Source organism: Klebsiella sp. DY2415 (assembly GCF_026314315.1).
Classification (GTDB): Bacteria; Pseudomonadota; Gammaproteobacteria; order Enterobacterales; family Enterobacteriaceae; genus Klebsiella; species Klebsiella ornithinolytica.
Genome location: NZ_CP111115.1, coordinates 3,420,222 through 3,446,608 on the forward strand (window position 1 = coordinate 3,420,222; position 26,387 = coordinate 3,446,608).

25 protein-coding genes are annotated in these 26,387 nt (G+C 55.5%); 10 read left to right on the forward strand and 15 right to left on the reverse strand.

Going from position 1 to position 26,387, the window contains the following annotated elements; translation table 11 throughout:
* Nucleotides 1-257: 257 nt before the first annotated feature.
* Nucleotides 258-1,487: a peptidase T gene (gene pepT / locus OQV00_RS16310; RefSeq protein WP_004860623.1), complete on the reverse strand. Its 1,230-nt coding sequence runs from the start codon at nt 1,485-1,487 to the stop codon at nt 258-260.
* A gap of 274 nt (nt 1,488-1,761) precedes the next feature.
* Here pepT and potA point away from each other — a divergent pair, with 274 nt between their 5' ends.
* The 5 genes from potA (at nt 1,762) to OQV00_RS16335 (ending at nt 6,174) form a co-directional block, all read left to right on the forward strand.
* Nucleotides 1,762-2,880 (forward strand): spermidine/putrescine ABC transporter ATP-binding protein PotA, encoded by a 1,119-nt coding sequence (potA, locus tag OQV00_RS16315; RefSeq protein WP_004860620.1) that lies wholly within the window; start codon nt 1,762-1,764, stop codon nt 2,878-2,880.
* The gene (gene potB / locus OQV00_RS16320) at nt 2,864-3,721 is read left to right on the forward strand and encodes a spermidine/putrescine ABC transporter permease PotB (RefSeq protein WP_266279043.1); all 858 of its coding nucleotides are present in this window, start codon (nt 2,864-2,866) and stop codon (nt 3,719-3,721) included. The genes potA and potB overlap by 17 nt, the downstream gene beginning before the upstream one ends.
* Nucleotides 3,718-4,503: a spermidine/putrescine ABC transporter permease PotC gene (gene potC, locus OQV00_RS16325; RefSeq protein ID WP_004860615.1), complete on the forward strand. Its 786-nt coding sequence runs from the start codon at nt 3,718-3,720 to the stop codon at nt 4,501-4,503. Before potB ends, potC begins: the two co-directional genes overlap by 4 nt.
* Nucleotides 4,500-5,546, forward strand: a complete 1,047-nt coding sequence (potD, locus tag OQV00_RS16330; RefSeq protein WP_004860611.1) for a spermidine/putrescine ABC transporter substrate-binding protein PotD — start codon at nt 4,500-4,502, stop codon at nt 5,544-5,546. Before potC ends, potD begins: the two co-directional genes overlap by 4 nt.
* A 106-nt stretch (nt 5,547-5,652) precedes the next feature.
* On the forward strand, nt 5,653-6,174 hold the full coding sequence (locus tag OQV00_RS16335) for an isoprenylcysteine carboxylmethyltransferase family protein (RefSeq protein ID WP_088884055.1): 522 nt from the start codon (nt 5,653-5,655) through the stop codon (nt 6,172-6,174).
* A 24-nt stretch (nt 6,175-6,198) separates the two neighbouring features.
* Here OQV00_RS16335 and OQV00_RS16340 read toward each other — a convergent pair whose 3' ends face one another.
* Both OQV00_RS16340 and OQV00_RS16345 read right to left on the reverse strand, forming a co-directional pair.
* Nucleotides 6,199-7,836, reverse strand: a complete 1,638-nt coding sequence (locus OQV00_RS16340; protein WP_044351710.1) for a long-chain fatty acid--CoA ligase — start codon at nt 7,834-7,836, stop codon at nt 6,199-6,201.
* 305 nt (nt 7,837-8,141) lie between these two features.
* Nucleotides 8,142-8,861 carry a response regulator transcription factor gene (locus OQV00_RS16345; RefSeq protein ID WP_004860603.1) on the reverse strand — a complete coding sequence of 240 codons (720 nt, stop codon included), beginning with the start codon at nt 8,859-8,861 and terminating at the stop codon, nt 8,142-8,144.
* Between the two features lie 144 nt (nt 8,862-9,005).
* Here OQV00_RS16345 and OQV00_RS16350 point away from each other — a divergent pair, with 144 nt between their 5' ends.
* Genes OQV00_RS16350 through OQV00_RS16360 form a run of 3 tightly spaced genes read left to right on the forward strand, consistent with a single transcriptional unit; the run spans nt 9,006 to nt 10,756 of the window.
* Nucleotides 9,006-9,617: a cytochrome b/b6 domain-containing protein gene (locus tag OQV00_RS16350; RefSeq protein WP_416309822.1), complete on the forward strand. Its 612-nt coding sequence runs from the start codon at nt 9,006-9,008 to the stop codon at nt 9,615-9,617.
* A 52-nt stretch (nt 9,618-9,669) separates the two neighbouring features.
* Complete coding sequence (locus OQV00_RS16355; RefSeq protein WP_370590903.1) at nt 9,670-10,416, forward strand: molybdopterin-dependent oxidoreductase; 747 nt, start codon at nt 9,670-9,672, stop codon at nt 10,414-10,416.
* 49 nt (nt 10,417-10,465) lie between these two features.
* Nucleotides 10,466-10,756 (forward strand): pentapeptide MXKDX repeat protein, encoded by a 291-nt coding sequence (locus tag OQV00_RS16360; protein ID WP_032717221.1) that lies wholly within the window; start codon nt 10,466-10,468, stop codon nt 10,754-10,756.
* Between the two features lie 104 nt (nt 10,757-10,860).
* Here OQV00_RS16360 and tkt read toward each other — a convergent pair whose 3' ends face one another.
* From tkt to pdxA, 7 genes are all read right to left on the reverse strand, one after another.
* The gene (gene tkt, locus OQV00_RS16365; RefSeq protein WP_266279050.1) at nt 10,861-12,864 is read right to left on the reverse strand and encodes a transketolase; all 2,004 of its coding nucleotides are present in this window, start codon (nt 12,862-12,864) and stop codon (nt 10,861-10,863) included.
* An 18-nt stretch (nt 12,865-12,882) separates the two neighbouring features.
* Nucleotides 12,883-13,833: a transaldolase gene (tal, locus tag OQV00_RS16370; protein WP_004860586.1), complete on the reverse strand. Its 951-nt coding sequence runs from the start codon at nt 13,831-13,833 to the stop codon at nt 12,883-12,885.
* A 30-nt stretch (nt 13,834-13,863) separates the two neighbouring features.
* Entirely contained in the window at nt 13,864-14,322 is a 459-nt protein-coding gene (gene rpiB, locus OQV00_RS16375) for a ribose 5-phosphate isomerase B (protein WP_004860583.1), read from the reverse strand.
* Between the two features lie 28 nt (nt 14,323-14,350).
* Complete coding sequence (locus OQV00_RS16380; RefSeq protein ID WP_032717213.1) at nt 14,351-14,725, reverse strand: PTS glucitol/sorbitol transporter subunit IIA; 375 nt, start codon at nt 14,723-14,725, stop codon at nt 14,351-14,353.
* A 1-nt stretch (nt 14,726) separates the two neighbouring features.
* Nucleotides 14,727-15,746 (reverse strand): 2-keto-3-deoxygluconate permease, encoded by a 1,020-nt coding sequence (locus OQV00_RS16385; protein WP_004860575.1) that lies wholly within the window; start codon nt 15,744-15,746, stop codon nt 14,727-14,729.
* A gap of 92 nt (nt 15,747-15,838) precedes the next feature.
* Complete coding sequence (locus OQV00_RS16390; protein ID WP_088402228.1) at nt 15,839-17,557, reverse strand: four-carbon acid sugar kinase family protein; 1,719 nt, start codon at nt 17,555-17,557, stop codon at nt 15,839-15,841.
* Nucleotides 17,558-17,593: 36 nt separating this feature from the next.
* Nucleotides 17,594-18,601, reverse strand: a complete 1,008-nt coding sequence (gene pdxA / locus OQV00_RS16395) for a 4-hydroxythreonine-4-phosphate dehydrogenase PdxA (protein WP_004860567.1) — start codon at nt 18,599-18,601, stop codon at nt 17,594-17,596.
* A 245-nt stretch (nt 18,602-18,846) separates the two neighbouring features.
* Here pdxA and OQV00_RS16400 point away from each other — a divergent pair, with 245 nt between their 5' ends.
* Both OQV00_RS16400 and OQV00_RS16405 read left to right on the forward strand, forming a co-directional pair.
* Nucleotides 18,847-19,641 (forward strand): triose-phosphate isomerase, encoded by a 795-nt coding sequence (locus tag OQV00_RS16400; RefSeq protein ID WP_163980652.1) that lies wholly within the window; start codon nt 18,847-18,849, stop codon nt 19,639-19,641.
* A gap of 35 nt (nt 19,642-19,676) precedes the next feature.
* Complete coding sequence (locus OQV00_RS16405; RefSeq protein WP_004860563.1) at nt 19,677-20,639, forward strand: sugar-binding transcriptional regulator; 963 nt, start codon at nt 19,677-19,679, stop codon at nt 20,637-20,639.
* A gap of 182 nt (nt 20,640-20,821) precedes the next feature.
* Here the strand turns inward: OQV00_RS16405 and cobB are convergent, their stop codons facing one another.
* The 5 genes from cobB to lolC form a co-directional block, all read right to left on the reverse strand.
* A complete protein-coding gene (gene cobB / locus OQV00_RS16410; RefSeq protein WP_004860561.1) occupies nt 20,822-21,646 on the reverse strand; it encodes a Sir2 family NAD+-dependent deacetylase in 825 nt (274 codons plus the stop codon).
* A 14-nt stretch (nt 21,647-21,660) separates the two neighbouring features.
* Entirely contained in the window at nt 21,661-22,572 is a 912-nt protein-coding gene (gene nagK, locus OQV00_RS16415; RefSeq protein ID WP_004860559.1) for an N-acetylglucosamine kinase, read from the reverse strand.
* 155 nt (nt 22,573-22,727) lie between these two features.
* Entirely contained in the window at nt 22,728-23,972 is a 1,245-nt protein-coding gene (lolE, locus tag OQV00_RS16420) for a lipoprotein-releasing ABC transporter permease subunit LolE (RefSeq protein WP_004860557.1), read from the reverse strand.
* Nucleotides 23,972-24,673: a lipoprotein-releasing ABC transporter ATP-binding protein LolD gene (gene lolD / locus OQV00_RS16425; protein ID WP_004860555.1), complete on the reverse strand. Its 702-nt coding sequence runs from the start codon at nt 24,671-24,673 to the stop codon at nt 23,972-23,974. Before lolD ends, lolE begins: the two co-directional genes overlap by 1 nt.
* Nucleotides 24,666-25,865, reverse strand: a complete 1,200-nt coding sequence (gene lolC / locus OQV00_RS16430) for a lipoprotein-releasing ABC transporter permease subunit LolC (RefSeq protein ID WP_015584636.1) — start codon at nt 25,863-25,865, stop codon at nt 24,666-24,668. Before lolC ends, lolD begins: the two co-directional genes overlap by 8 nt.
* Nucleotides 25,866-26,387: the final 522 nt, after the last annotated feature.

The window sequence follows — 26,387 nt, forward strand, 5'->3', positions numbered from 1 at the left end:
CGGACCGGGCACCGGAATGGTGTATCGCACCGCATGTATTGCCCGGTGGCGGCTTGCGCCTTACCGGGCCTACGGACCGGGCGCCGGAATGGTGTATCGCACCGCATATATTGCCCGGTGGCGGCTTGCGCCTTACCGGGCCTCCGGGCCGGGTGCCGGGATTGTGTATCGCACCGCATGTATTGCCCGGTGGCGGCTCACGCCTTACCGGACGTATAGCCCGGATAAGTGCCGCGCTATCCGGCGGCTCTCCGCGATCAGACGCCGCGTTTTGCCGTCAGCTCCGCGATGCGCACAATCACCTGAACCGCCTTCTCCATCCCCTCCAGCGTGACGAACTCATGCTTGCCGTGATAGTTATAGCCGCCGGTAAACAGGTTCGGACAAGGGAGTCCCATAAAGGAGAGTTGCGCACCGTCGGTACCGCCGCGAATTGGCTTCATTTGCGGTTCAATATCGCAATCCACCATCGCCTGGCGGGCAATCTCGACGACGTGCGGGTGCGACATCACTTTTTCATGCATATTGTAATAGCTGTCTTCAATCACCAGCTCAATATAGCAATCCGGATGCAGCCCCTTACCGACCTTTTTGGCAATTTCCATCATTTTGCGCTTGCGGGCCTCGAACTGCTTACGGTCAAAGTCGCGAATGATGTAGTGCATTTCGGCCCGGTCAACGCTGCCTTTCATGCTCGCCAGATGGTAAAAACCTTCGTAGCCTTCGGTGGTTTCCGGCACCTCGTCGGCAGGGATTTCCGCATGAATCCGTGCCGCCAGCGACAGCGCATTCACCATCACCCCTTTTGCGGTGCCCGGATGGACATTATTGCCCACGATCTTAATGGTCACCGACGCGGCGTTGAAGTTTTCAAACTCCAGCTCGCCCACGCCACCGCCGTCGACGGTATAGGCCCAGCGGGCGTCAAACGCGGCGACGTCAAAATGTTTCGCCCCTTTCCCGACCTCTTCGTCCGGCGTGAAGGCCACGCGAATATCGCCATGAGGAATGTTTTTCGCCTTCAGCGTCGCCAGCGCGGTCATTATCTCGGCAATACCGGCCTTGTCATCGGCGCCAAGCAGCGTTTTGCCATCGGTGGTGATCAGCGTTTGCCCGAGCAGCTGGTGCAGGACCGGGAACATCACCGGGGAGAGCACTTCATCGCCAATCCCGAGAGCGATATCACCGCCACGGTAGTTTTCAACGATTTGCGGGTTTACGTTTTTGCCGCTGAAGTCCGGCGCCGTGTCGACGTGGGAAATAAAGCCAATGGGCGGAATAGCGCCGGCAACGTTGGCCGGAAGGGTTCCCATCACCGTCCCTTTCTCACTTAGCGTTACATTAACCAGTCCCATCTCTTCCAGCTGCGCCTGCAGCAGGCGTAACAGCTTCCACTGACCTTCCGTGCTTGGAACCTGACGCACGCCAGGCTTCGACTGTGTGTCCAGAGAAACGTACTGTAAAAAACGCTCAAGCAATTTATCCATGTAGCCACCCTCATCTTTTGTGACAACATTATTCATAAGCCCGAAAAGACAAATATTGCGTCAGGTCATTTTTAGCCCGGCAAATAAAAATTTAATACATGAACCGACGTATTGTTGTAAAGGTCGTGCATCCATATGAGACAGGCATTGGCGATCGCAAGCGATTGCCGTAGAATGCTTGCCCTCGTTTATTATGCGCAACCGCAAAGGTGGTTAACCACAAACCCCGCAACGGTCAATCGTCCGCTGCGTCTACATGGGACAGAGTTAAAAATTGAATATACAACCGCGTTCGCTTTCGCCGCTGGTGCAACTGGCGGGAATTCGCAAAAGCTTTGATGGAAAAACGGTTATCTCAGATCTGAATCTGACCATCAACAACGGTGAGTTTCTCACCCTGCTTGGCCCCTCTGGCTGCGGTAAAACCACCGTTCTTCGTCTTATTGCCGGGCTTGAAAACGTCGACAGCGGGCGAATTCATCTCGAAGATCAGGACATCACTCATGTTCCGGCGGAAAACCGCCACGTCAATACCGTCTTTCAAAGCTACGCTCTGTTTCCCCATATGAGCGTATTCGAAAACGTCGCCTTCGGTCTGCGGATGCAGAAAACGCCGGCGGCGGAAATCACGCCTCGCGTCCTCGATGCGCTACGCATGGTCCAGCTGGAGGAGTTTGCCCAACGCAAACCGCATCAGCTCTCCGGCGGCCAGCAGCAGCGGGTGGCTATCGCCCGGGCAGTGGTCAACAAACCGCGCCTGCTGCTGCTGGATGAGTCCCTGTCGGCGCTGGATTACAAGCTGCGTAAACAGATGCAAAACGAGCTGAAGGCGCTGCAGCGTAAGCTTGGCATCACCTTCGTCTTCGTCACCCACGATCAGGAAGAGGCCCTGACCATGTCCGACCGCATCGTGGTCATGCGCGATGGGAAAATCGAGCAGGACGGCACGCCGCGTGAAATCTACGAAGAGCCGAAAAACCTGTTCGTCGCCAGTTTTATCGGCGAGATTAATCTGTTTAATGCAACGGTCATTGAACGCCTTGACGAGCAGCGCGTCCGCGCCAGTGTTGAAGGCCGTGAATGCAATATCTACGTCAACTTCCCCGTCGAGCGGGGCCAGCGGCTGAACGTTCTGCTGCGCCCGGAAGATCTGCGCGTCGATGAAGTCCACGACGGCAGCGATGCCGACGGACTGATCGGCTACATCCGCGAGCGCAACTACAAAGGCATGACGCTGGAGTCGGTTGTCGAACTGGAAAATGGCAAAATGGTGATGGTCAGTGAATTCTTTAACGAAGACGATCCGGACTTTGACCACCCGCTTGACCAGAAAATGGCCATTAACTGGGTAGAAAGCTGGGAGGTTGTGCTGGCAGATGAAGAACACAAGTAAATTCCAGAATGTGGTGATCGCCACTATCGTGGGTTGGCTTGTGCTGTTTGTGTTCCTGCCCAACCTGATGATCATCGGTACCAGTTTTTTGACCCGCGACGACGCCAGTTTCGTCAAGCTGGTCTTCACGCTGGATAACTACACGCGCCTGCTGGATCCGCTCTATTACGACGTGCTGCTGCACTCGCTCAATATGGCGCTGCTGGCGACCCTGGCCTGCCTGACGCTCGGCTATCCTTTCGCCTGGTTTCTGGCCAGGCTGCCGGAAAAAGTGCGTCCGCTGCTGCTGTTTCTGCTGATCGTGCCGTTCTGGACCAACTCATTGATCCGTATCTACGGGCTGAAAATATTCCTCAGCACCAAAGGGTATCTCAACGAGTTTCTGCTGTGGCTGGGGGTGATTGATACGCCGCTGCGCATCATGTACACCCCGTCCGCGGTCATCATCGGACTGGTCTATATTCTGCTGCCGTTTATGGTGATGCCGCTCTACTCCAGTATTGAGAAGCTGGATCGTCCTCTGCTGGAAGCGGCAAGGGATCTGGGCGCCAGCAAGCTGCAAACCTTTATCCGCATCATTATTCCACTGACGATGCCGGGCATTATTGCCGGCTGCCTGCTGGTGATGCTGCCGGCGATGGGGCTGTTCTACGTCTCGGATCTGATGGGCGGCGCTAAAAACCTGTTGATCGGTAACGTTATCAAGAGTCAGTTCCTGAATATCCGCGACTGGCCGTTTGGCGCCGCAACCAGCATTACTCTGACGCTGGTTATGGGCCTGATGCTGTTAATTTACTGGCGCGCGGCGCGTCTGTTGAATAAGAAGGTGGAGCTCGAATGATCGGTCGACTGCTGCGCGGCGGCTTTATGACCGCCATTTATGCTTACCTTTATATTCCGATCATTATTCTGATCGTCAACTCGTTTAACAGTTCGCGCTTTGGTATTAACTGGCAGGGCTTCACCACCCGGTGGTATAGCCTGTTGATGAACAACGATAGCCTGCTGCAGGCAGCACAGCACTCGCTGACCATGGCGGTGCTATCGGCCACCTTTGCGACGCTGATCGGCTCGCTGACCGCCGTCGCGCTGTATCGCTATCGTTTTCGTGGTAAACCGTTCGTCAGCGGGATGCTGTTCGTGGTGATGATGTCGCCGGATATCGTCATGGCCATCTCCCTGCTGGTGCTGTTTATGCTGATCGGCATCCAGCTCGGGTTCTGGTCGCTGCTGTTTTCGCACATCACCTTCTGCCTGCCTTTCGTGGTGGTGACGGTCTATTCGCGTCTCAAAGGTTTTGATGTGCGGATGCTGGAGGCGGCGAAAGATCTGGGCGCCAGCGAGTTGACCATTCTGCGTAAAATTCTTCTGCCGCTGGCGCTGCCTGCCGTGGCCGCCGGATGGCTGTTGAGCTTTACGCTATCGATGGATGATGTGGTGGTATCGTCATTCGTAACCGGCCCGGGTTACGAGATCCTGCCACTGAAGATCTACTCGATGGTCAAAGTGGGCGTATCGCCGGAAGTGAACGCCCTGGCGACGATTCTGTTAGTTCTGTCGCTGGTGATGGTCATCGCCAGCCAATTGATTGCACGTGATAAAACTCAGGGGACGTTAAAATGAAAAAATGGTCACGCCACCTGCTCGCAGCGGGCGCTCTGGTAATGGGTATCAGCGCCGCGCATGCGGACGACAGCAAAACGCTCTATTTCTATAACTGGACCGAGTATGTGCCGCCGGGTCTGCTGGAGCAGTTCACCAAAGAGACCGGCATCAAGGTTATCTATTCCACTTACGAGTCGAATGAAACCATGTATGCCAAACTCAAAACCTATAAAGACGGGGCGTACGATCTGGTGGTGCCTTCCACCTATTTCGTCGACAAGATGCGTAAAGAAGGCATGTTGCAGAAGATCGATAAGAGCAAGCTGACTCACTTCAATAACCTCGATCCGCAGATGCTGAATAAACCGTTCGATCCGGGCAACGATTATTCCATTCCCTACATCTGGGGCGCTACGGCCATTGGCGTCAATAGCGATGCTATCGACCCGAAAACCGTCACCAGCTGGGCCGACCTGTGGAAACCAGAGTATAAGAGCAGCCTGCTGCTGACCGACGATGCGCGGGAAGTGTTCCAGGTTGCCTTACGTAAGCTGGGCTATTCCGGCAATACTACCGACCCGAAAGAGATTGAAGCCGCCTACAACGAGCTGAAAAAACTGATGCCTAACGTGGCGGCGTTTAACTCCGATAACCCGGCCAACCCCTATATGGAAGGCGAAGTGAATCTCGGCATGGTGTGGAACGGTTCGGCATGGGTTGCCCGCCAGTCAGGCACGCCGCTCGAGGTCGTCTGGCCGAAAGAAGGCGGGATCTTCTGGATGGATAGCCTGGCGATTCCGGCGAATGCGAAAAACGTCGACGGCGCGCTCAAGCTGATTAACTTCCTGCTGCGCCCGGAAGTGGCAAAACAGGTGGCGGAAACCATCGGCTACCCGACGCCAAACCTCGCCGCGCGTAAAATGCTCAGCCCGGAAGTCGCCAATGATAAGTCACTCTACCCGGATGCCGACACCATCGCCAAAGGCGAATGGCAAAACGATGTCGGCAGCGCCAGCACCCTGTATGAAGAGTATTATCAGAAGCTAAAAGCGGGCCGTTAATCCCGTCAGGCGGAGCCCCGGCTCCGCCGTTTTTTTGTCCTCTCTCTGCGTGGCTCAGCTACACTTTTCCTCATGACACCGCTGAATGTCCGGCTCGAGGTTAATCATGATGGCGACGGTATGGCTGTTTCTGGCACTGCTCAATCTGGTCGTATTTACCGCCTTTATCATTCCGCGCAAGCAGCCGGCCGAGGCCTCTCCTCTGTTTCCTGTCGCCGCGATCAAACTCTTAAGGTTCATGTGGCTGGTTCCGATCCTTATTTTTGGCTATAGCCTGTCTCTGGTGGCAACCATTAGCCTGATTGAATGGGGATGTCTGGCGATTGCCGTGATCGGTAATATCCTGATGATAAAAGGCAAACTTGATTTAGGCCGGTGCCATACCTGGGCGGGTTACTATCTGCCCGGCGTGTCGGCTATCAGAACCGGCATTTTTAGATGGCTTCCCCACCCTATGTATACCGGCATCGTTCTGGTCATTCTCTCGTGCAGCATGATTTACGTCACCCACCTGCCGGCTTACATCAGCGCGATGGCGTTGATCTGTTGTCTTTATATCATCATTTTTTTACTGTTCGCCGCTTACAGAGAAAGCAAAATGCTTATGCCCCTGGCTCACGGGGCATAAACCTTAGGGCGGCCAGAAACCGATTTAGCCCGCCTCGCGCCCATCCGCCATCAGAATCTGACCGAACTCGGCGCGCAGTCGGTTTTTCAGGACTTTACCGGTGGCGCTGACGGGGAGCGCATCGATGAACAGAATCCGGTCCGGCAGCTGCCATTTCGGCACCCGTGCCTGGTACCAGGCCAGCAGCTCCGGCTCTTCAATTTCGCCCCCTTCCGCCCTGACGCACAGCAGCACCGGACGCTCATCCCAGCGCGGATGCTGCGCCGCAATCGCCGCCGCGCTGCGAATCGCCGGATGGGCAAGGGCAATATTCTCCAGCTCCACCGTCGAGATCCACTCTCCGCCGGACTTAATGATATCTTTCGCCCGATCGTGAATCACCAGGTAGCCATTCTCATCAAGAGTGCCAATATCGCCGGTATCGAACCAGCCGTCATCGGTCAACGCCGTATCGGGACGACCATAGTAATTTGCCGCCACCCAATGGCCGCGCACCTGCAGATAGCCCTGACTTTCGCCATCGTTGGCCAGCGTCTGGCCCTGCGCATCCACCACCCGCAGATCGATGCCAAAAATGACGCGTCCCTGACCGTGCCCCCGTTTTTCCTGTGTCTCCTGGGTCAGGGCCTTATGTTTGCTCAGCGGCGTGTTGATGGTGCCGATGGGCGAAGTCTCGGTCATCCCCCAGGCATGAATCAGCGCAATATCATAATCGCGGCGGAAGACTTCAATCATCGACGGCGGCAGCGCCGACCCGCCGACAAAAGATCGTTTAAAATGCGGCAGGCGAATATCCGATTTACGCAGCGCGGCAAGCAAACCGGCCCAGATGACCGGAACGCCGAAGGCGACGCTGACCTGCTCTTCGCTCAGCAGCCGCAGCAGGCTGTCGCCGTCCAGATTCGGCCCCGGCAGAACCAGGCGAGCGCCCGCCATCGCGGCAATAAAAGGCGTGCCCCAGGCATTGACGTGGAACATCGGCACCACCGGCAGCAGCGTGTCCTGTGCCGATATACCGGCCGCATCCGGCTGATTGCCGCTCAGCGTATGCAGTACCAGCGAGCGGTGGGTATTCAGCACCCCTTTCGGCTTCCCCGTGGTCCCGGAGGTATAGCACAGCGAGGCTGGAGAATCTTCGCTCACCTCGGGCCAGCGATACGCCGGATCCGCTTCAGCGACCAGCTCATCAAAAAACAGCAGCGCATCCAGCGCGGCGAGCGCTTCGTCATTCCGCGGCGCCAGCAGAACAAAATGCTTTACCGTTGGCAATTGGGGCCGCAGCGCGCAGATAAGCGGCAGAAAGGTGTAGTCGAAAAACAGAATCTCGTCCGCGGCATCATTGATGATAAAGGCGAGATGTTCCGCGGACAGGCGTGGATTGATGGTATGCGTCACCCATCCCCCAGAACTGATGCCAAAATAGATTTCCAGATGACGGCGATTATTCCACGCCAGCGTGCCGCAACGGGCGCCTGCCGGGAGATCCAGCAGATGCATGGCGGAGGCCAGATGCCGGGCGTTATCCGCCACCTCTCCCCAGGTACTGTACTCCCTTCCCCCCAACGTCCCGACCGAGACAATTCCCGTATCGCTATGATATCGCGCGGCATGTTCAATGAGCGCCCGGGTCGTTAAATCCTGATACATCATCGGTGGATGCATGACTGATACTCCGCGACTGGCTGATATGTTGTGTAAGTGATGCGGTCCGGTGTGCACGCGAACTCTCACTAAATCTGGCAACAACCCGGGCAGCCAACCAAAACAGATGTGCAAAATTTAGCGTTCACGCACAACAATTCTCGTCTGGCGGCGGGGAATGTGATGGGAGATGGCTTTTCACCCGCCGCGACAGCGCGCGCTATCGGCAGAAGAGAAGCCGGTGAACGGCGAGCGAGACAGCGGCGCGCAGCGAAGAAAGTACGAGTGGTACTCGCGCCGCATTCGACTCGCGCCGGCGGAATGTTTCAGCAGCCAGGCTCGGGGTGCGGGGCCGTAAATTTGTAGCCTTTTCCCCAAACCGTCAGGATAAACTCCGGCTCCGCCGGATTATCTTCTATTTTCATCCTCAGCCGATTAATGTGCGTGTTGACCGTATGCTCATACCCTTCATGCTGATAGCCCCAGACCTGGTTGAGCAAGCTGATGCGGGAAAAGACCTTATCGGGATGCCTGGCAAAGAACCACAGCAGGTCGAACTCGCGCGGCGTCAGGTCAAGCGGGAGATCGCGCAGGCGCGCTTCGCGCGCAAGCGGGTCGATGGCCAGCCGGTCAATATGCAACATGCCGGCGTCCTGCATCAGATTCTGGGTCATGGCCTCCTGACGGCGGAAGAGCGCCTTCACTCGCGCCACCAGTTCAAGCATTGAAAAGGGTTTCGCGAGGTAGTCATCTGCCCCGAGCTCCAGCCCCAGGACACGATGGACTTCACTTGAGCGCGCGCTGATTATCACTATCGGCATGTAGCTTGCCATAGTGCGAGCATGCCGGCAGATCTCCAGACCGTCGATGCCCGGTAACATCAGATCGAGGATCAGCGCGTCCCAGCCGCCCTGCCTGACCATCGCCAGCCCACCGACGCCTTCAGCAGCATGGCTGATTTCATAGCCCTCTTCGCATAAATGTAGCTGCAGAAGCTCCGCGATATTTTCATCATCTTCAATAATTAACACTTTTTTGGGCTTCATCGCTGCCGCCTTATTGATCGCTTTCAGAGAAAGTCTATACGACATTTGCATCGCGAGTTATCACATTTAATTTAACTTTTCGTGATACATCGGCGAACAGATTCAGGCCACACTGTGATTAACGCAATAACCGGGAATATCATGATGAACAGCCCCTCAGGTCAGGTGAAACCCGCTATCGTTCATCCTTTGTGGTTAAGAATTTGCCACTGGGTCAATGCGCTTTCGATATTAATTATGGTGACCAGCGGCTGGCGTATTTATAACGCATCACCGTTGTTTAATTTTGATATTCCGGATGCACTGACTCTTGGCGGTTGGCTGGCCGGCGCATTGCAATGGCATTTTTCAGCAATGTGGTTATTTGCTCTTAACGGTGTATTTTACCTGCTGATGAATGTTGTCAGCGGACGCTTAAAAAAACAATTCTGGCCGCTGTCGCCACGAGGGGTCATTCACGATTTTATTTCCGCATTACGCGGCAGGCTGACACATGACAATCCCGGCCATTATAACTACGTCCAGAAACTGACCTATCTCTTCGTCATGCTCGATAGCATTATTCTGGCGCTATCCGGTCTGGTTATCTGGAAGTCTGTGCAGTTTCCGCTGCTACGAACCTTACTCGGGGGATATGACAATGCACGGGTGATTCATTTCCTGGCGATGTCCGCGCTGATGGGGTTTGTCGTTATTCATCTGCTGATGGTGCTGCTGGTCCCGAAAACGTTACTGGCGATGCTCCGCGGACGATAAGGATAATACAGTGAACAATCATAAAAATTTACTCTCCGCAGCCGACAAGACAATCGTCGTTCAGGAGGCGAGCCGGGAAATTAACAAGCAGCTCTCATCGGAAGGCCGCCGCCGCTTTATCAGGCAGGGATTAACCTTTGGCGGCCTGATGCTGTTAACCGGTTGCGATATCAGCAATAACAGCGAGGTCGAAAAAACCTTAAGCCAGATCTCCCGATTTAACGATCGTATTCAACACTGGTTATTTAATCCTGATAACCTTGCGCCGGTTTATCCCGAAAGTAGGATCGCTCGCCCTTTCCCGTTTAATGCATTTTATAGCGAGGATCAGGCGCCTACGATCGATGCCGGCGATTATCGCCTTGAAATTACGGGATTAGTAACGGACAAACGCCCCTGGACACTGGCCGAACTCCATACAATGGCGCAGGTCAGCCAGGTCACACGGCATATTTGCGTGGAAGGATGGAGCGCCATTGGTAAATGGGGCGGGGTTCCTTTTGCCCTCTTCCTCAAAAGGATCGGTGCCGATCTGCGCGCCAGCTACGTCAGTTTTCGCTGTGCTGATAATTATTATACCAGTATTGACATGGCCACTGCGCTCCATCCCCAGACGATTATTGCATTAACCTACGATGGCCAGCTATTGCCGCGTAAATATGGTTTTCCGATGAAGTTAAGAATTCCAACCAAGCTCGGCTATAAAAACCCGAAGCATATTATGGCGATTGAAGTGACCAATCGTTACCCCGGCGGCTACTGGGAAGACCAGGGTTATAACTGGTTCGCGGGTAGTTAATTTATGGCCGTCATCATCCGTTATTTATACAACATGAAGGAATTACCAAATGAAAAAAATGAATACCTTACTGATGTGCTCTGCTTTATTTTTCGGTATATCCAGCGTCTACGCTGCCGATAATATGGCGAAAGATAACATGGCCAAAGATAATATGGGTAAGATGTCTCACAACTGCACGAAAGATAGCATGAAAAAAGAGTGTATGTCGAAAGATGGGATGTCAAAGGACGCTATGTCGAAGGATAGTATGAGCAAGGACGCCATGAGCAAAGATGGTATGGCCAAAGATTCAATGTCGAAAGACAAAATGGGCAAAGACGCGATGGGTAAACAATAACCGCGCCGCCCGGCGACGAGGTCAAAGGGGTTGCCTGCCGGTTGGTCAGGTAACCCCCTTTTCATTTCATGGAGCCAAAGCCCGCGCGTTCTGCGACGCTATGACTACAGCAGCGCTTTCGCTTTCGCGACCACGTTGTCGACGGTGAAGCCGAACTCTTCGAACAGCTGCTCTGCCGGCGCAGACTCACCGAAGGTGGTCATGCCAACGATAGCGCCATTCAGGCCGACGTATTTGAACCAGTAGTCGGCGATGCCGGCTTCAATGGCCACGCGAGCAGAGACCGCTTTCGGCAGCACCGATTCACGGTACGCCGCATCCTGCTTGTCGAACGCGTCGGTAGACGGCATGGAGACCACGCGCGCTTTCACCCCTTCGGCAGTCAGTTTGTCCCACGCGGCCACCGCCAGCTCCACTTCAGAGCCGGTGGCAATGAAGATCAGCTCCGGCTGACCGGCGCACTCTTTCAGCACGTAGCCACCGCGAGCGATGTTCGCCAGCTGCTCTGCAGTACGATCCTGCTGCGCCAGGTTCTGACGGGAGAGGATCAGCGCGGTCGGGCCGTCGTGACGCTCAACGCCATATTTCCACGCCACCGCCGATTCCACCTGGTCACACGGACGCCATGTGGACATGTTCGGGGTCACGCGCAGGGACGCCACCTGCTCTACCGGCTGGTGCGTCGGGCCATCTTCGCCCAGACCGATGGAGTCGTGGGTGTAGACCATCACCTGACGCTGTTTCATCAGCGCCGCCATACGCACCGCGTTACGGGCATATTCCACGAACATCAGGAAGGTGGAGGTGTACGGCAGGAAACCACCGTGCAGAGCGATCCCGTTGGCGATCGCGGTCATGCCGAATTCACGCACGCCGTAATGGATATAGTTACCGGCGGTGTCTTCGTTAATCGCTTTCGAACCAGACCACAGAGTCAGGTTGGACGGCGCCAGGTCAGCAGAGCCGCCGAGGAATTCCGGCAGCAGCGGGCCAAATGCTTCAATCGCATTCTGCGACGCTTTACGGCTGGCGATTTTCGCCGGGTTAGCCTGCAGCTTAGCGATAAATTCACTGGCTTTGGCGTCGAAGTCAGCCGGCATTTCGCCCTTCATACGACGGGTGAATTCAGCGGCTTCCTGAGGGAAGGCTTTCGCATAAGCAGCGAACTTCTCGTTCCAGGCCGCTTCTTTCGCCTGGCCTGCTTCTTTCGCATCCCACTGTGCGTAGATTTCAGACGGGATTTCGAACGGCGCGTATTTCCAGCCCAGCTGTTCGCGGGTCAGCGCAATCTCTGCATCGCCCAGCGGCGCGCCGTGGGAATCGTGGGTACCGGCTTTGTTCGGCGAACCGAAACCGATGATGGTTTTGCACATCAGCAGGGACGGTTTGTCGGTGACCGCACGCGCTTCTTCTACCGCACGTTTGATGGCGTCTGCGTCGTGACCGTCAACGCCGCGCACCACGTGCCAGCCGTAGGCTTCGAAACGTTTAGCGGTGTCGTCGGTGAACCAGCCTTCCACACGACCGTCGATGGAGATACCGTTGTCATCATAGAACGCCACCAGTTTACCCAGTTTCAGGGTACCGGCCAGGGAGCAGACCTCGTGAGAGATCCCTTCCATCATGCAGCCGTCGCCCATGAAGGCGTAGGTGAAGTGGTCAACGATATCGTGGCCCGGACGGTTGAACTGCGCGGCCAGCGTTTTTTCCGCGATAGCCATGCCCACGGCGTTAGCAATACCCTGACCCAGCGGGCCGGTGGTGGTTTCTACGCCAGCGGTGTAGCCCACTTCCGGGTGGCCCGGCGTCTTAGAGTGCAGCTGACGGAAGTTTTTCAGCTCTTCGATCGGCAGATCATAACCGGTGAGGTGCAGCAGGCTGTAAATCAGCATCGAGCCGTGGCCGTTGGACAGCACAAAGCGGTCGCGGTCGGCCCAGGCCGGGTTGTTCGGGTTATGTCTCAGGAAGTCCCGCCACAGGACCTCCGCAATGTCAGCCATCCCCATCGGGGCACCGGGGTGGCCGGATTTGGCTTTCTGTACCGCGTCCATGCTCAGCGCACGCAGCGCGTTGGCGCACAGACGGCGGGGGGTTTTCGTGGTGTTCATGAGCTTCTTTCCCTGCCCTTACAGCATCTGCTGAATCTGGTTTTCCAGTTTGACCTGATCGACGGCGAACAGCCGGATACCTTCCGCCAGTTTTTCCACCGCCATCGGATCCTGATGATGCTGCCAGAGGAACGCCGCCTGCGTCATCGGGCTGGGGCGAGTTTCCGTGACGCAGCCTGGCGCCAGCTGGCGACTCAGCGTCCCTGCACTGGCGGCCAGCTCATCGAGCAGCGCCGGGGAGATGGTCAGACGGTCACAGCCCGCCAGCGCCTGGATCTGCTCAATGCGGCGGAAGCTAGCCCCCATCACCACGGTGTCGTAGCCGTGAGATTTGTAGTACTGATAAATCTGGCGCACGGAAACCACGCCCGGATCGCTGTCGACCTGATACTCAGCCTGCGGCTGGTTTTTCTGATACCAGTCATAAATACGCCCGACGAACGGCGAGATTAAAAAGACGCCCGCTTCGGCGCAGGCCCGCGCCTGTGCGAAGGAGAACAGCAGGGTCAGATTACAGTTGATGCCGCTCTGCTCCAGCTCCTCTGCGGCGCGAATGCCCTCCCAGGTGGCGGCGAGTTTGATGAGGATGCGCTCCGGCCCAATGCCGTTCTTTGCATACATCTGGATAAGCTTGCGCGCTTTCGACACGCACATCCCGCGATCCCAGGCAAAACGGGCATCGACTTCGGTAGAAATACGCCCCGGCACGTGACGTAGCACCTCAGTGCCGATATCCACCGCGACCTGATCACAGGCGTTAATCAGCTGGGTTTCTGCGCTGCCGCCCTGCTGACGCGCCTTGCCGATTGCGTCGGCAATCAGCGCCTGATATTGCGGGAGCTGCGCGGCCTTCAGCACCAGCGAAGGGTTGGTGGTGGCATCCTGCGGGGCAAACTTTTTAATCGATTCGATATCACCGGTATCGGCCACCACGGTGGTATATTTTTTCAGCTCGTCTAACTGGCTCATAGTCTGTTCCTTATATTACGACTGCGGATATTAATCTCTGGCGTGCTGGTGTTCGTAATAGTCGATACGCTCCACTTTTGACGCGGAGCCGCCGCCTTCATATTCGGATTCAAGCCAGGCCTGAATAATTTTTTTGCCCAGCTCCGGACCAATCACGCGCGCGCCAAGGGTAATAATCTGCGCGTTATTACTTTTGCGCGCCCGCTCGGCGGAGAAAGTATCGTGGCATTGGGCGGCACGTACTCCCGGTACTTTATTCGCCACAATGCTCATCCCAATACCGGTGCCGCAAATCAGGATGCCGCGATCGTGCTCGCCCTGCTTTATCGACATCGCCACCGCATGAGCAACATCCGGATAGACCGTACTGCCCTGGCGTTTATCGCTGCTGTAATCCGCGACCTTCATCCCGAGCCCATTCAGATAAGCGACGATAGCGTCGCGGAAAGCATAGGCGGCATCATCCGCACCAATAGCGATTGTTTTCATGATAATTTCCTTAATTTAGCTCCAGGTCTTAATTTAGATCCTGATAGAAAGATATTCGGTCACCACGCTGGATATCATGTGGTGATTGACCACACAGATGTACCATCCCCGGTAATTCAGCCGTTGCAGCACCATCAAAATTTAAAGTGATATGGCCAAGCTGTTTTAAATTTGCCGTTGCAACACTACCTACCGCCGTCACCCGATAAATAGCCTGATTTATTTTCATTATCTGCCCGGGTGATAATTCAGCCGTTAGCTCACTGCCCCGGTGTACCGCGCAATACATCGCAATATCGTCAGGAACGGGCTCAGAGAATAAGATTAGCTTCTGTTCCTGCAGATAGTTTTCAACATACTCCCCGACAGCCGTGATAAGTAATGAATACAACGGCACAGTCATATTATTTGTTTCCTTTTGCGGCATGAGAAGATAATGCCACCTTCTCTTCACTGCTCTTTTCTTTCACCGGTTCAACCACCGGCGCGCGCTTTTTCAGACGTTTATCAAACCAGGCCACCAGTACCGGCGCGGTAATCATCGTGATGATGCTCGCCGTCGCCAGCTGTGCGGTGGCGGCATCAACGTACATCGCCAGCGAGGGGTCGGCTTGAGCGACCATTGCTGGCGTCAGCGCCGAGCTGGCTGCCGTCGTACCCAGCGCGGCTCCCAGCGCGGTTTTCTTCTTCAGGAACAGGTTGTAGATAAAATAGAACACAATGCCGGTCACCGCAGAGATAATGCCGAGCAGGATCCCCGACAGACCGGCGGTAAATACCGTGTTGATACTGGAATTGGCGCCGATAGCAAACGACATAATAATAATGATTAGCGGCTGAGCGGCGGCGCACAGCTGTTTAAAGCGCTCATCAAGGTTGCCCCACAGCATCCCAATCAGCAGCGGGATCAGCATCGACAGCAGCGCGGCGAAAGGAATATTGGCCAGGCCGCTGACCCCCAGCACCATCATAGTAACAAACGGGCCGTCCTTGACGCAGAAGACGGAGATCGCCCCGGCGTCGCTGGCATCGCCGTAGTTGCTGCACAGCGCGATATACAGCGAGCTGTTGGAGCTGGTTAAACAGGCAATCAGCGCCAGCGTGGAAATCCCGAGGAAACCGTTAGGGCCGAACAGCGCCCCCGCAGCCCACACTGCCAGCGCGCCGGCGAGACATTTAAGGAATAGCAGTACCGCACCTTTATAAAGCGGCAGCCCGGCCTGACGGATATTAATCGAGGTGCCGCAAATGAGTAGGAAAATCCCCATCATCGCGCTGGAACCGACTTTGAATAATGCGGTTGTCGGGCCGCCGATGCCCAGCACTTCGGGGGCCAGGGTATTAATAAAAATCGCCGCAAGCAGTGGGATAATAATTAAACCGCCTGGCACCTTATTCATCTTTTCAAGTATATTTATGTTCATAGGGTAACTCATAAATTATGATTTGACAGAGATAACGACGCAATACTACCCAGACGACCATTACGCCGATTTTTATTTATATGAATTATTAATTATTGCTGTGCTTCTTTATAAATTCTTTCGACAATGGTGCTAATAATATCATCCGGCCCGGTTAAACCGCCTTTGCCAATGCAAATCAGGCCGGCATAATCGCCGCCGATAATACGCACCATATCGGTTTGCGGTATCACATAGTCAATCATTTCAATTCCCGTGGCGCCGAGTTCTTTAAGAACATTCACCATCGTGTCGCCACCGGTCATATACAGACCTTTAATTTCTCCCGACGCGCAGCTAAGCACTTCACGGACAATATTCCCCAATCCCTGGTTAATATTTTTCGCAGCCTGACCGTGCGCCAGACCAAAGCGCTGTTCTTCTTCCTGTAGATCCAGCAGTCGTCCGGTTAACGCTGATTCAAAAACGAATATGGCGTTCTGCTGCGCCGGTACGCACTGCCGGGCATGCTGTACCACGCGATTAACTTCGATTTCAGCGGCGTTTTTCCTGTCGACCAACAGTTCGGCGTCAACGGGGATGTGGCAAACCCTTTCATCATTGGCGATCAGATGCTGGAGCTGCTTTTTCGTCACCGGCGTTGCGCTGCCGGCAACCACAAGAATCGATCCGCGCTGGCTTTCCGCTGCCGTCGTCGCTGATACGCTACTTCGCGTCTCCCGCATCAGGCCACGACGCACCGCCAGTCGTTCGGTAAAGGGGCCCGGGTCGACCGCCAGTACGTTCCAGTTCAGCGCAACCACCGCCCCGGCAATCGCATCGACATCTTCCACGGTAATGGCATCGACCACAATCACCCGCACGCCGCGCTGCTGCTGTTCCTGGAGATCCTCCTGCAACTGCCCCTCGCCTTTCATCACCGAGGCCAGCGCGATATGTCCAACCTGATGATGAGTCTGCGCCGCCAGCAGCCCCGGCACCCAGGACTCGGTAACCGGAGTGCGTACATCGCGTGCCACATCTGTGCGTGAAAGCGCGACGGAGTCAATCACCGAGTAGCCGCCAACCAGAATACGCCGCGACTGCGGCATAGCCGGCACCACAACGGCAACCGTTTCCAGCGGCAGTTGCTCCAGCATGGCGTCGATTTCAAAACCTATGCCGCCGCGCAGGGTGGTATCGATACGCTTGGTAAAGTAGTGCGCGCCGCGGGTCTGCAGCTGTTTCACCGCGGCGCTGACCTGCTGCTGGGCTTCCGCTTTCGGCAGAGGACGGCTGTCGCTGCTGACCACCATCGCCGGATACTCCACCTCATTGCGAGCGAAGGATTCGGTATCGAAGAACGCGGCGGTTTTTAAACCGCTGCGCGCCAGTAATACCCCAACGGTGGTCGCACCGGTCAGATCGTCGGCGACGATCCCCAGCTTACCGCCTTCCCCTTGCGGCCAGACCATTTCGATGCAGGCCGGCGTCACGCCGGAAACATAGATGCCTTCATGAATAAACTCCGCCAGCGGACCGCTTTTACCGGTTGGATGCAGGTTGATAGTCGGAATACCCCGTTTCGGATAGAGCCCACAGCGCAACGTACCGCCGCAATCAATAACCATCAAACCAATTTCGTCTTCCGGTGGCTCGCCGTTCTTAAAGACGTCAACGGAAGGCCAGCCGGTCAGCTCACTCAGTCGTTCAACAACCGGGGGAACCAATCCCCCGGTGATATAAGCAATCTTTTTGCTCTGATGGATATCAATCGTCAGCGGCCCACCCCAGCCTTTACTGCCTTTGCTAATCAACAGATGCTTTTCCATCTCTTTGTCCTCATTGATTCGCATTAACGCCCGCGATTATTGATGTTTCATTTTCCAGTAACGCGCCGCGACCAGCGTCGATTCCAGCATGCTGACGGTTCCTGCTTTGCCAGTACCGGCAATATCGAAAGCGGTCCCGTGGTCAACGGAGCTGCGCATAAACGGCAGGCCGAAGGTGATAGTAATGGAGCGTTCAAAGTCGAGGGTTTTGCAGGCGATATGCCCCTGGTCGTGGTACAGGGAAAGGATCGCGTCATAACGTCCCTGCTTGCCAAGATGGAATACCGAATCCGCCGGAACCGGGCCAATCGCATTGATTCCCATCTCCTGCGCCGCCTTCACCGCCGGAATCAGGTTGTCCGCTTCCTCGTGACCAAACAGGCCGTTATCAGAAGCGTGCGGGTTAAGCGCCGCAACCGCGATACGCGGATTGGCAATTTTGAGGGCGGTGAACTCATGGTGAATTTGCTGTACGCAGGCCAGCACGCGTTCTTTGTTGGCATAATCACACGCCGCTTTCAACGCCATGTGGCGACTGACGAAGAACACCCGCAATTTTTGAACATGAAACATCGTCAGGCCATAATCTGACTGCGTTTCAACCTGATAGATCTCGGTATGACCCGGTAATTTACAGCCTGCCAGCTTAATCGCTTCTTTATGAATCGGCGCCGTCGAGACCACATCAATCAGGCCTGCTTTACCTAATTCGATGGATTTCATCACATAATCTAGCGACATTTTTCCCGCCAACTGCTGCACTTTTCCCCATTCAATGCTGTCGCAATCGTAATCGCCGGTTTCCATCACATCGATGGTTCCCCAGCGATACAGCGCTTCCTCCGGGTGTGTGATTTTGTTCAACGCAAAATCACATCCCATGATCTTCATCGCCCGGGCGACAATGGGGATCGATCCAATCAGAAAAGGTTGGCACTCGTCATACACGCTTTTATCCATCATGGTGGCAACGGTGATCTCCGGGCCGATCCCAGCAGGATCGCCGATAGTGATTGCGACAACAGGTTTTTTTTCTTGTGACATCGTGGGCCTCTCGTAGTTGAACGTCATTTTGTTCATATGTTCACTTGCTAATCATATGAGCAAAACATTACCTGAGGATTAAGAAGATATTGGTGATCTTTGTCACATAAAAAAATCAACCGAATTATTTAATAAAAAAATGTGATCTAACATATGTTCACACAGTGATAAAAAGTTCAATCTTTCACAGCGGTGAATAAACCATGTTCACAACGCATTGATTTACTTACGATGGAGAACGAAAGATGAAGACAATTTGGTTAGGCACCAGTTGGAAGATGAACAAGCCGCTTTCCGAAGCGATGCAATGGTGCGAGATTTTGGCGCAGCGTCTGGGGCAGGTTGTTCATCCGGATATTCAGCCTTTTGTCATCCCTCCTTTTACGGCCATTCATCCGGTCAGCCGCTATTTGCAGGAGCGACATATTCGCTGTCTGACCGGCGCGCAAAATATGCATGAAGCCGACAGCGGTCCATGGACAGGTGAAATATCCGCAGACATGCTGCTGGAAGCGGGAGCGACGCTTGTTGAGCTCGGTCATTCCGAACGACGCGGTGCCTTCAACGAAACCGACGCCGCCATTAACAGAAAGGTCCATAGCGCGTTGCGTCATGGCTTGCGTCCGCTGATATGTATTGGCGACAGCGCCGAAGAGAAAAGCTGGCAGGTCTCGCGCGAAACGGTCGTCCGTCAGATGAAAATCGCCCTTCATGGCTTAAGCCGGCAGCAGGTTGTAGACACGCTTGTTGCCTATGAACCAATCTGGGCGATTGGCGAACAGGGTACGCCGGCCCGTCCGGAGCAAGCAGGAGAGATCCATCGGGCGCTACGCCAGGGGCTATGTGAACTTTTTGGTCAGGAAACCGGGCTGCAAATCCCCCTGCTCTACGGCGGCAGCGTTGACAAGCAAAATGCGGTGGAATTACTGCAACAAGAGGATGTCGACGGTCTCTTCATTGGCCGGGCGGCCTGGGACGCCACTGGCTATTGTGAAATCGTTCAACGCGTTACACAGGAATTTATTCTTAAGTCGCAGTAATATTAGGCGGACATCAGAGATGGAAACACCAAACGATGACTGAACAAGACCCAGATTATGCACTGCTGACCGAAATTGCCGTGGCCTATTATGACCAGGAACAAACTCAGGAAGAGATTGCCCAGCGATTCGGCATTTCACGGATTAAAGTCGGTCGGCTGCTGAAAAAAGCCCGACAGGAAGGGATTGTGGAGATCAGCGTGAAATATCACCCGGTCTTTAGCTCGCAGATAGAGCAGCAGTTTATTTCCCATTTCGGCATCAAACGCGCCTTAATCGCCCTGGACCACCATGATGAAGACGAACAGCGTCAGCAGGTGGCGGCGTTGGTCAGTAACTACCTTGCCGGCATCTTAAAGAATGATATGACGGTGACCGTCGGACAAGGGCGCAATGTGGCTGCCGTCGCCAACCACGTTGGGATCTTCCCGGAGCGGCACTGCCGTTTTATCTGTGGAATCGGCGGAACCAAACGCGACAACCAGCTCATAGATGCCGATCACATCAGCCGTAACCTGGCACGTAAATTTAACGGCTTCAGTGAAACGCTCTACGCCCCTGCATATGTTGAAACTCCGGAGTTGCGAGCGGCATTTATGCAAAACCGCCTCATCAAAGCGACCCTTGAGCAGGCCAGCAAAGCTGACGTTGCGATAATTGGTCTCGGCGATATGAATGAGAACAGCTTTATGGTTCAGCTCGGCTGGTTTTCCCCCAAAGAGATTGCGACAGCCCGGCAGGATCAGGGAGTGGTGGGAGATATCGCCGGATACAGTTTTTTCAATATCCAGGGGAAACCGGTCGATACCGTTATGAACGATCGGGTTATCGGCCTGAGTCTTGAACAACTGCGGTCCATCCCCTGCGTCATTGCCATCGCCTCGGAAAGTACCAAAGCAACGGCGATACTCGGCGCCCTGCGCACTGGCGTCATCGATGTCCTCGCCACCAGCGCGTCCAACGCCCGCGCGGTCATCAATATGCACAAAGCGTTATAAAACGTGGCGCGTGGCGCGGCCTGCATAACCGGGGAGCGCTGGCCGTTGCTCCGGTTTGCCGCCTGCTCTGCTGTCATACCCGGCGGGAACGATCGGGCCGATATGAAACAGGCCGCCTATGAAAAACATAGAGCGGCCTGGTGTCTTTCGCGCCCGGCAATCAACGCCATCGCGCGACGGAATCAGAGATCTTTCAACAGCCGGTCGACGAATGCCGGTACAACCTCGCTCGCCAGACCGTAGTGTTTTTCGGCAAATTCGCTGCCGACCTGGCTGGGTTCGAGGTTGAGCTCCACGGTATGCGCTCCCTGCAGACGGGCTTCGTGCACGAAACCTGCCGCCGGGTAAACGTGCCCGGAAGTGCCAATGGCGATGAAGATATCGGCATCGGCCAGCGCGTTGTAAATGTCATCCATCCCCAGCGGCATCTCCCCAAACCAGACCACGTGCGGGCGCAGCGGCGCCGGGAACTGACAGCAGTGGCACTTATCTTCCGCCGTGACGTCTCCGGTCCACTCCAGCACCTGTCCGCTCCACGAACAGCGCACCTTCAACAGCTCGCCGTGCATATGAATCACCCGGCGGTTTCCCGCGCGTTCGTGCAGGTTATCAATGTTCTGGGTGACCAGCACAAATCGATCGCCCAACGCCGCTTCCAGCCGCGCCAGCGCCTGATGTGCCGCATTCGGCGCTATCTCGGGGCTCTGCAGCTGCCGGCGACGGGCGTTATAAAATGCCTGCACCAGCGCAGGATCGCGGGCGAAGCCTTCCGGCGTCGCCACATCTTCCACCCGGTGCTCTTCCCACAAACCATCGGCCGCGCGAAACGTTTTAATACCTGACTCCGCCGAAATGCCGGCGCCGGTCAGCACCACAACCCTGGGTTTATCTACTGTTTCCACAGCCGCCTTATCCTCTTTAAAAAAAATCCGCTGGCGCAGACGTTCACGCAAGCGACGTTTATTGCGACGAAAACGGCTCAATCGGTGTAAGCGGCGCGACAACATAGCTCCCCCTGTGGTTAATGAGTCAAATGAAGGAAGGCCGCACCGCGCATACCTCCGGCATCGCCATGGCGCGCACGTTCAATACGCGGTACCCGGGCAACCGGAAGTAAATGTCGCGGCAGGCGCTGCGCCAGCCCTTCGCTTATGGCAGTAAAGTTAGACAATCCTCCGCCAAGCACCAGCAGATCCGGATCAACGATAGTCAGAATATTACCCAGACAGACCGCCAGCAGGTCAAGATAGCGTTCGACGTGCTCACGCGCCCGCGCATCGCCCTGCTGCCAGAGCGCCACGATGTCGGGTGAAGTCAGGGTGTGTTGATAGAAATGTTCATAGAGCCAGGCAAAACCGCGGCCGGAGAGATAGTTTTCAATGCAGCCCAGCTGGCCGCAGCCGCAGCGGGTGAGCGGGAAATCACGCCCCACCACCTCCAGCGCATCCACCGGCAGCCGGATATGGCCAAATTCACCGGTAATATAGCTATGTCCGGTAATCGATTTACCGTTGAGGACCAGGCCGCCGCCCACTCCGGTACCGAGAATCAGCCCCATGACCAGCGGATATTGCGTAAATTCATCGTCCCAGGCTTCGGAGAGAGCAAAGCAGTTGGCATCGTTATCCAGACGGACTTCACGCCCGAGCCGGGCGCTCAGATCGCTGCGCAGCGACTGACCGCTGGCTGCGGGAACATTGGCAGCATACAGCGTGCCGTCCGCAGTTTCCGGCATTCCCGGAATCCCAATCCCCACCGTCCCCTGACAGTCAAAGCGGCTGTCAGCTTCATGGACCAGCGCCTCTACCGCCTGCAGAAAGTCGGCATAACTCTCCTTCGGCGTGGCAACGCGTTTTTCCCACTGCAATCGCCGCGCGCTATCAAACACGCCCAGCGCTATTTTGCTGCCACCAATGTCAAATCCGTAGTACATAGCAATTCCTCTTTACTGACCGAAAAGGTCAGGACGTAAAGAGTGGACGACAGAAGTTCTTGTAGGTCCGCGCAAGCGAAGCGCCAGCGGGCGCAATGTCAGGCGGCGGCTTCGCCTTACCCGACCTACGAGTTCATCCCCCGCAATCCACTGAATTACTGGCCACTCAGCACCCTCGCCGGGTCTATGCGGCTGGCGCGGCGGGCGGGATACCAGCTGGCCAGCAAACTCAGCAACAGTGCCGTCACCAGCACATAAATAACATCCAGCCAGTGCAGTTCAGACGGCAGGAAGTCAATAAAATAGATGTCGCCGGACAAGAATTTGTGCCCGATCAGGTATTCGAGGCCGTTGATGATGGACGTCAGATTCAGCGCACAAATGACGCCGATCGCCACGCCAATCAGGCTCCCGACCGAACCGGCAAGCAAACCATACCAGACAAAAATGGCGCGGATCAGGCCATCTTTCGCCCCGAGCGTGCGCAGTACCGCAATATCGCTGCTTTTATCTTTCACCGCCATCACCAGGGTGGAAACGATGTTAAAGCAGGCCACGCCGATCACCAGCACCATCGCGAGGTACATAATGGCGCGGATCATCTGAATATCACGATACATATAACCGTAAGTCCCGATCCAGCTTTTGATGTAAACGTAGCTGTTGGTCACTTCGCCGGCATCACGCACCAGCGTGTTGGCGTGGAACACATCGGTAACTTTAATCGCAATCCCGGTCACGCTACCAGCCATCTCCAGATACTGTTGGGCATCGCTCATCGGGATCATCGCAAAACTGTGATCGAGCTGGCCGCTGAGCTGCAAAATCCCGGTCACATGCAGCCTGACGCGTTTCGGCTGCAGGAGCTGATGTTCGGCGTCAGAGTTGGGGATCATGATGGAAACCCAGTCGCCCTGCTTCACGTGCAGCGCATCCGCCACCCCTTTACCGAGAATGACCTGCTGTTCGCCGGCTTTAAAATTAGCCCACGCGTTATTCTGAACAAACTGAGGCAGCGAACTCAGGCGGCTTTCCTGCTGCGGATCGACACCCTTGACCTGAATGGCGCGCATGTTGCTGCCGCTCTCCACCAGCCCGGTGAAGTTAATATACGGCGCCGCGGCAACGATCCCTTTAACCTTTTCCACCTTCGCCAGCGCGTCGTTCCAGTTGGTCCACGGCTGCTTCACCGGCTCGATTTCGCCATGCGGCACCACGGCCAGAATTCGGTTGTTCAGCTCACGTTCAAAACCGTTCATTGCGCTGAGGCCGACGATCAATACCGCCACCCCGAGCGCAATCCCGATGGTTGAAATCACCGAAATCAGCGACACCATGCCGCCACGCCGCCGCCCGCGGCTAAAACGCAGGGCAATCAATAACGATAACGGAGAAGTCATTACCTGGCCCCCATCAGGGTCAGTTCCGCGTCCAGATGGCCATCACGCATCTCCAGCTGGCGATTCATCCGTTTGGCCAGTTGCAGGTCGTGGGTCACCACCAGAAAAGCGGTGCGCTGGGCAACGTTCAGTTCCCCCAGCAGCTGAAAAATACTGTCGGCGTTGCGGGCATCGAGGTTACCGGTCGGCTCATCCGCCAGCACCAGCCGCGGCTTGTTGACCAGCGCCCGGGCAATCGCCACCCGCTGGCGCTCGCCGCCGGATAGCTCTGACGGGCGGTGGTTGCTGCGGTGTTCCAGCCCCACGGCATGCAGCATCGCCTTAGCCTGACGTTCAATATCCGCTGCTTTCTGTTTGCCAATCAGCAGCGGCATTGCCACGTTTTCAAGGGCGGTGAAATCCGGCAACAGGTGGTGGAACTGATAGATAAAACCCAGTTCACGGTTACGCAGGTCGGCTCGCGCGGCCGCAGAGAGCCGGTTCATCGACTGCCCGGAGAAGATCACATCGCCGGAGGTCGGCGTATCCAGTCCGCCGAGCAGATGGAGCAGCGTACTTTTCCCGGAACCCGAGGTACCGACAATCGCCATCATCTCCCCTTCCTCAATGCTGAAGCTGACATTGTGCAACACGTCGGTTTGCACAGTGCCTTCCTGATAGCGTTTGCACAGATTGTCGCATTGCAGCAGGATCTTATTCATAACGTAAAGCCTCAGCGGGTTGAGTGGCGGCAGCGCGCCAGGAAGGATACAACGTTGATAACAATGCCAGCACCATGGCCACCAGAACGATAATCGTCACCTGTAAAGGCTCGATTGCGACCGGCAGCGCAGCGCCGTCAAGGAACGCGCCGATAATCGGCATTAAATTATTTAACTGGCTGGCAAGCAGTACGCCGAATGCGGCGCCAAGCAAAGCGCCGACGATCCCGGCGCTGGCCCCCTGGACCATAAAGACCAGCATAATCTGTCGCGGGGTTAGCCCCAGGGTTTGCAAAATCGCCACCTCGCCCTGTTTTTCCATGACCATCATCCCCAGCGAGGTAATGATATTAAACGCCGCAACGGCCACGATCAGGCTCAGCAGCAGGCCCATCATATTTTTTTCCATACGCACGGCCTGGAACAGCTCGCCTTTCCGCTCGCGCCAGTCCTGCCACTTCGTTCCCTGCGGCAGCGCCTGCTGGCTGAGGGTATCCACCTGCAAAGGCTGACTCAACCACAGACGCCAGCCGGTAATGTTACCCAGCGGGTAGCGCATCAGGCGCGAGGCGTCGTCGATATTGGTCAACATCTGATAGCCGTCCACTTCACTGTTGGCGGCAAAGGTGCCGATAACGTTAAACAGTCGTTGGCTGGGCACCCGCCCCATTGGCGTGAACTGACTGGCTGAGGGCACCATGACCCGAATCCGATCGCCGCGGTTGACCCCCAGCTGACCGGCAAGCTGTTCGCCCAGAATAACGTTATATTTCCCGGCCTGAAGATCGCTTTGCTTCACGTTAACGAGATAGGGAGTGAGCGGATCGTTTTGCGTCGGGTCGATACCCAGCATCACGCCAACTGCGACGCTGCGGGCGCTTTGCAGCACCACATCGCCGGTCGTTAATGGCGCAATACGCGTAACGCCCTGTAATTTGATGGCGCTTTCCGGCAGTTGCTGAGGGTTCACCGAGCCCTGCTGTGCGCTGATCATGGCCTGCGGCATCAGCCCCAGGATGTTGTTCTGCAGCTCGCGCTCGAAGCCGTTCATGACCGAAAGCACGGTCACCAGCGCCATCACGCCAAGCGTAATGCCGATGGTGGATAGCCAGGAGACGAAACGACCGAAGCGGTCGGCTGCGCGCCCGCGCATGTAGCGAAGGCCGATAAAGAGTGCGGCAGGTTGGTACATGTAATCCATCTGGTTGCTGATAGCCGATGCACGAGTATATATGGCATAGCACAACGCGTAAATCACTGAAACGGTAAGTTTTTGTCGCGTAATAAGAAAAAAGTAAAGATAAATCAAATGGATATTTGATTAGTCAGCGCATATCTATCAGAATCTTTCCCGTGGCGGGTCCTCTCACCGTCAATCAGGTTGGCGAATACGGGTCAATCGCGGATAATCATCAACATTGAATATTAGCGGTTTGCCCTTATATACCCGTCATACTTCAAGCTGCATGTGCATTGGCGACGCTGATTTACCCGAATCACTTACCTGCGTAAGCTCATCGGGTCGCAATCGGCAAAATGAGGGACCTCTTTGTCCCTCGCCAGAGGCATCGTCGACTGTTCAGGTTCGTTCCTGGCGAATTTGTCGCTCACTTGCCGCGTAACCTGGCCTGTGGCCTTGTCCCTTCGGGGTCAGTGCAAGCGCTGTTCAACAATGCCTGAGGTGTTTTTGAGCAGCAATTCGAAATATTTAGGG

Excerpts from the sequence above, each read along its gene's own strand:
- OQV00_RS16360 (WP_032717221.1), top strand. The coding sequence starts at position 10,466 with ATGAAAAAAATGAATACCTTACTGATGTGCTCTGCTTTATTTTTCGGT.
- tal (WP_004860586.1), bottom strand. The coding sequence starts at position 13,833 with ATGAGCCAGTTAGACGAGCTGAAAAAATATACCACCGTGGTGGCCGAT.
- lolC (WP_015584636.1), bottom strand. The coding sequence starts at position 25,865 with ATGTACCAACCTGCCGCACTCTTTATCGGCCTTCGCTACATGCGCGGG.
- OQV00_RS16405 (WP_004860563.1), top strand. The coding sequence starts at position 19,677 with ATGACTGAACAAGACCCAGATTATGCACTGCTGACCGAAATTGCCGTG.
- OQV00_RS16345 (WP_004860603.1), bottom strand. The coding sequence starts at position 8,861 with ATGAAGCCCAAAAAAGTGTTAATTATTGAAGATGATGAAAATATCGCG.
- lolD (WP_004860555.1), bottom strand. The coding sequence starts at position 24,673 with ATGAATAAGATCCTGCTGCAATGCGACAATCTGTGCAAACGCTATCAG.
- rpiB (WP_004860583.1), bottom strand. The coding sequence starts at position 14,322 with ATGAAAACAATCGCTATTGGTGCGGATGATGCCGCCTATGCTTTCCGC.
- OQV00_RS16390 (WP_088402228.1), bottom strand. The coding sequence starts at position 17,557 with ATGGAAAAGCATCTGTTGATTAGCAAAGGCAGTAAAGGCTGGGGTGGG.
- potD (WP_004860611.1), top strand. The coding sequence starts at position 4,500 with ATGAAAAAATGGTCACGCCACCTGCTCGCAGCGGGCGCTCTGGTAATG.
- OQV00_RS16340 (WP_044351710.1), bottom strand. The coding sequence starts at position 7,836 with ATGCATCCACCGATGATGTATCAGGATTTAACGACCCGGGCGCTCATT.
- OQV00_RS16335 (WP_088884055.1), top strand. The coding sequence starts at position 5,653 with ATGATGGCGACGGTATGGCTGTTTCTGGCACTGCTCAATCTGGTCGTA.
- OQV00_RS16350 (WP_416309822.1), top strand. The coding sequence starts at position 9,006 with ATGAACAGCCCCTCAGGTCAGGTGAAACCCGCTATCGTTCATCCTTTG.
- tkt (WP_266279050.1), bottom strand. The coding sequence starts at position 12,864 with ATGAACACCACGAAAACCCCCCGCCGTCTGTGCGCCAACGCGCTGCGT.
- OQV00_RS16380 (WP_032717213.1), bottom strand. The coding sequence starts at position 14,725 with ATGACTGTGCCGTTGTATTCATTACTTATCACGGCTGTCGGGGAGTAT.
- pepT (WP_004860623.1), bottom strand. The coding sequence starts at position 1,487 with ATGGATAAATTGCTTGAGCGTTTTTTACAGTACGTTTCTCTGGACACA.
- potC (WP_004860615.1), top strand. The coding sequence starts at position 3,718 with ATGATCGGTCGACTGCTGCGCGGCGGCTTTATGACCGCCATTTATGCT.
- cobB (WP_004860561.1), bottom strand. The coding sequence starts at position 21,646 with ATGTTGTCGCGCCGCTTACACCGATTGAGCCGTTTTCGTCGCAATAAA.
- pdxA (WP_004860567.1), bottom strand. The coding sequence starts at position 18,601 with ATGTCACAAGAAAAAAAACCTGTTGTCGCAATCACTATCGGCGATCCT.
- nagK (WP_004860559.1), bottom strand. The coding sequence starts at position 22,572 with ATGTACTACGGATTTGACATTGGTGGCAGCAAAATAGCGCTGGGCGTG.
- OQV00_RS16400 (WP_163980652.1), top strand. The coding sequence starts at position 18,847 with ATGAAGACAATTTGGTTAGGCACCAGTTGGAAGATGAACAAGCCGCTT.
- potB (WP_266279043.1), top strand. The coding sequence starts at position 2,864 with ATGAAGAACACAAGTAAATTCCAGAATGTGGTGATCGCCACTATCGTG.
- lolE (WP_004860557.1), bottom strand. The coding sequence starts at position 23,972 with ATGACTTCTCCGTTATCGTTATTGATTGCCCTGCGTTTTAGCCGCGGG.
- OQV00_RS16385 (WP_004860575.1), bottom strand. The coding sequence starts at position 15,746 with ATGAACATAAATATACTTGAAAAGATGAATAAGGTGCCAGGCGGTTTA.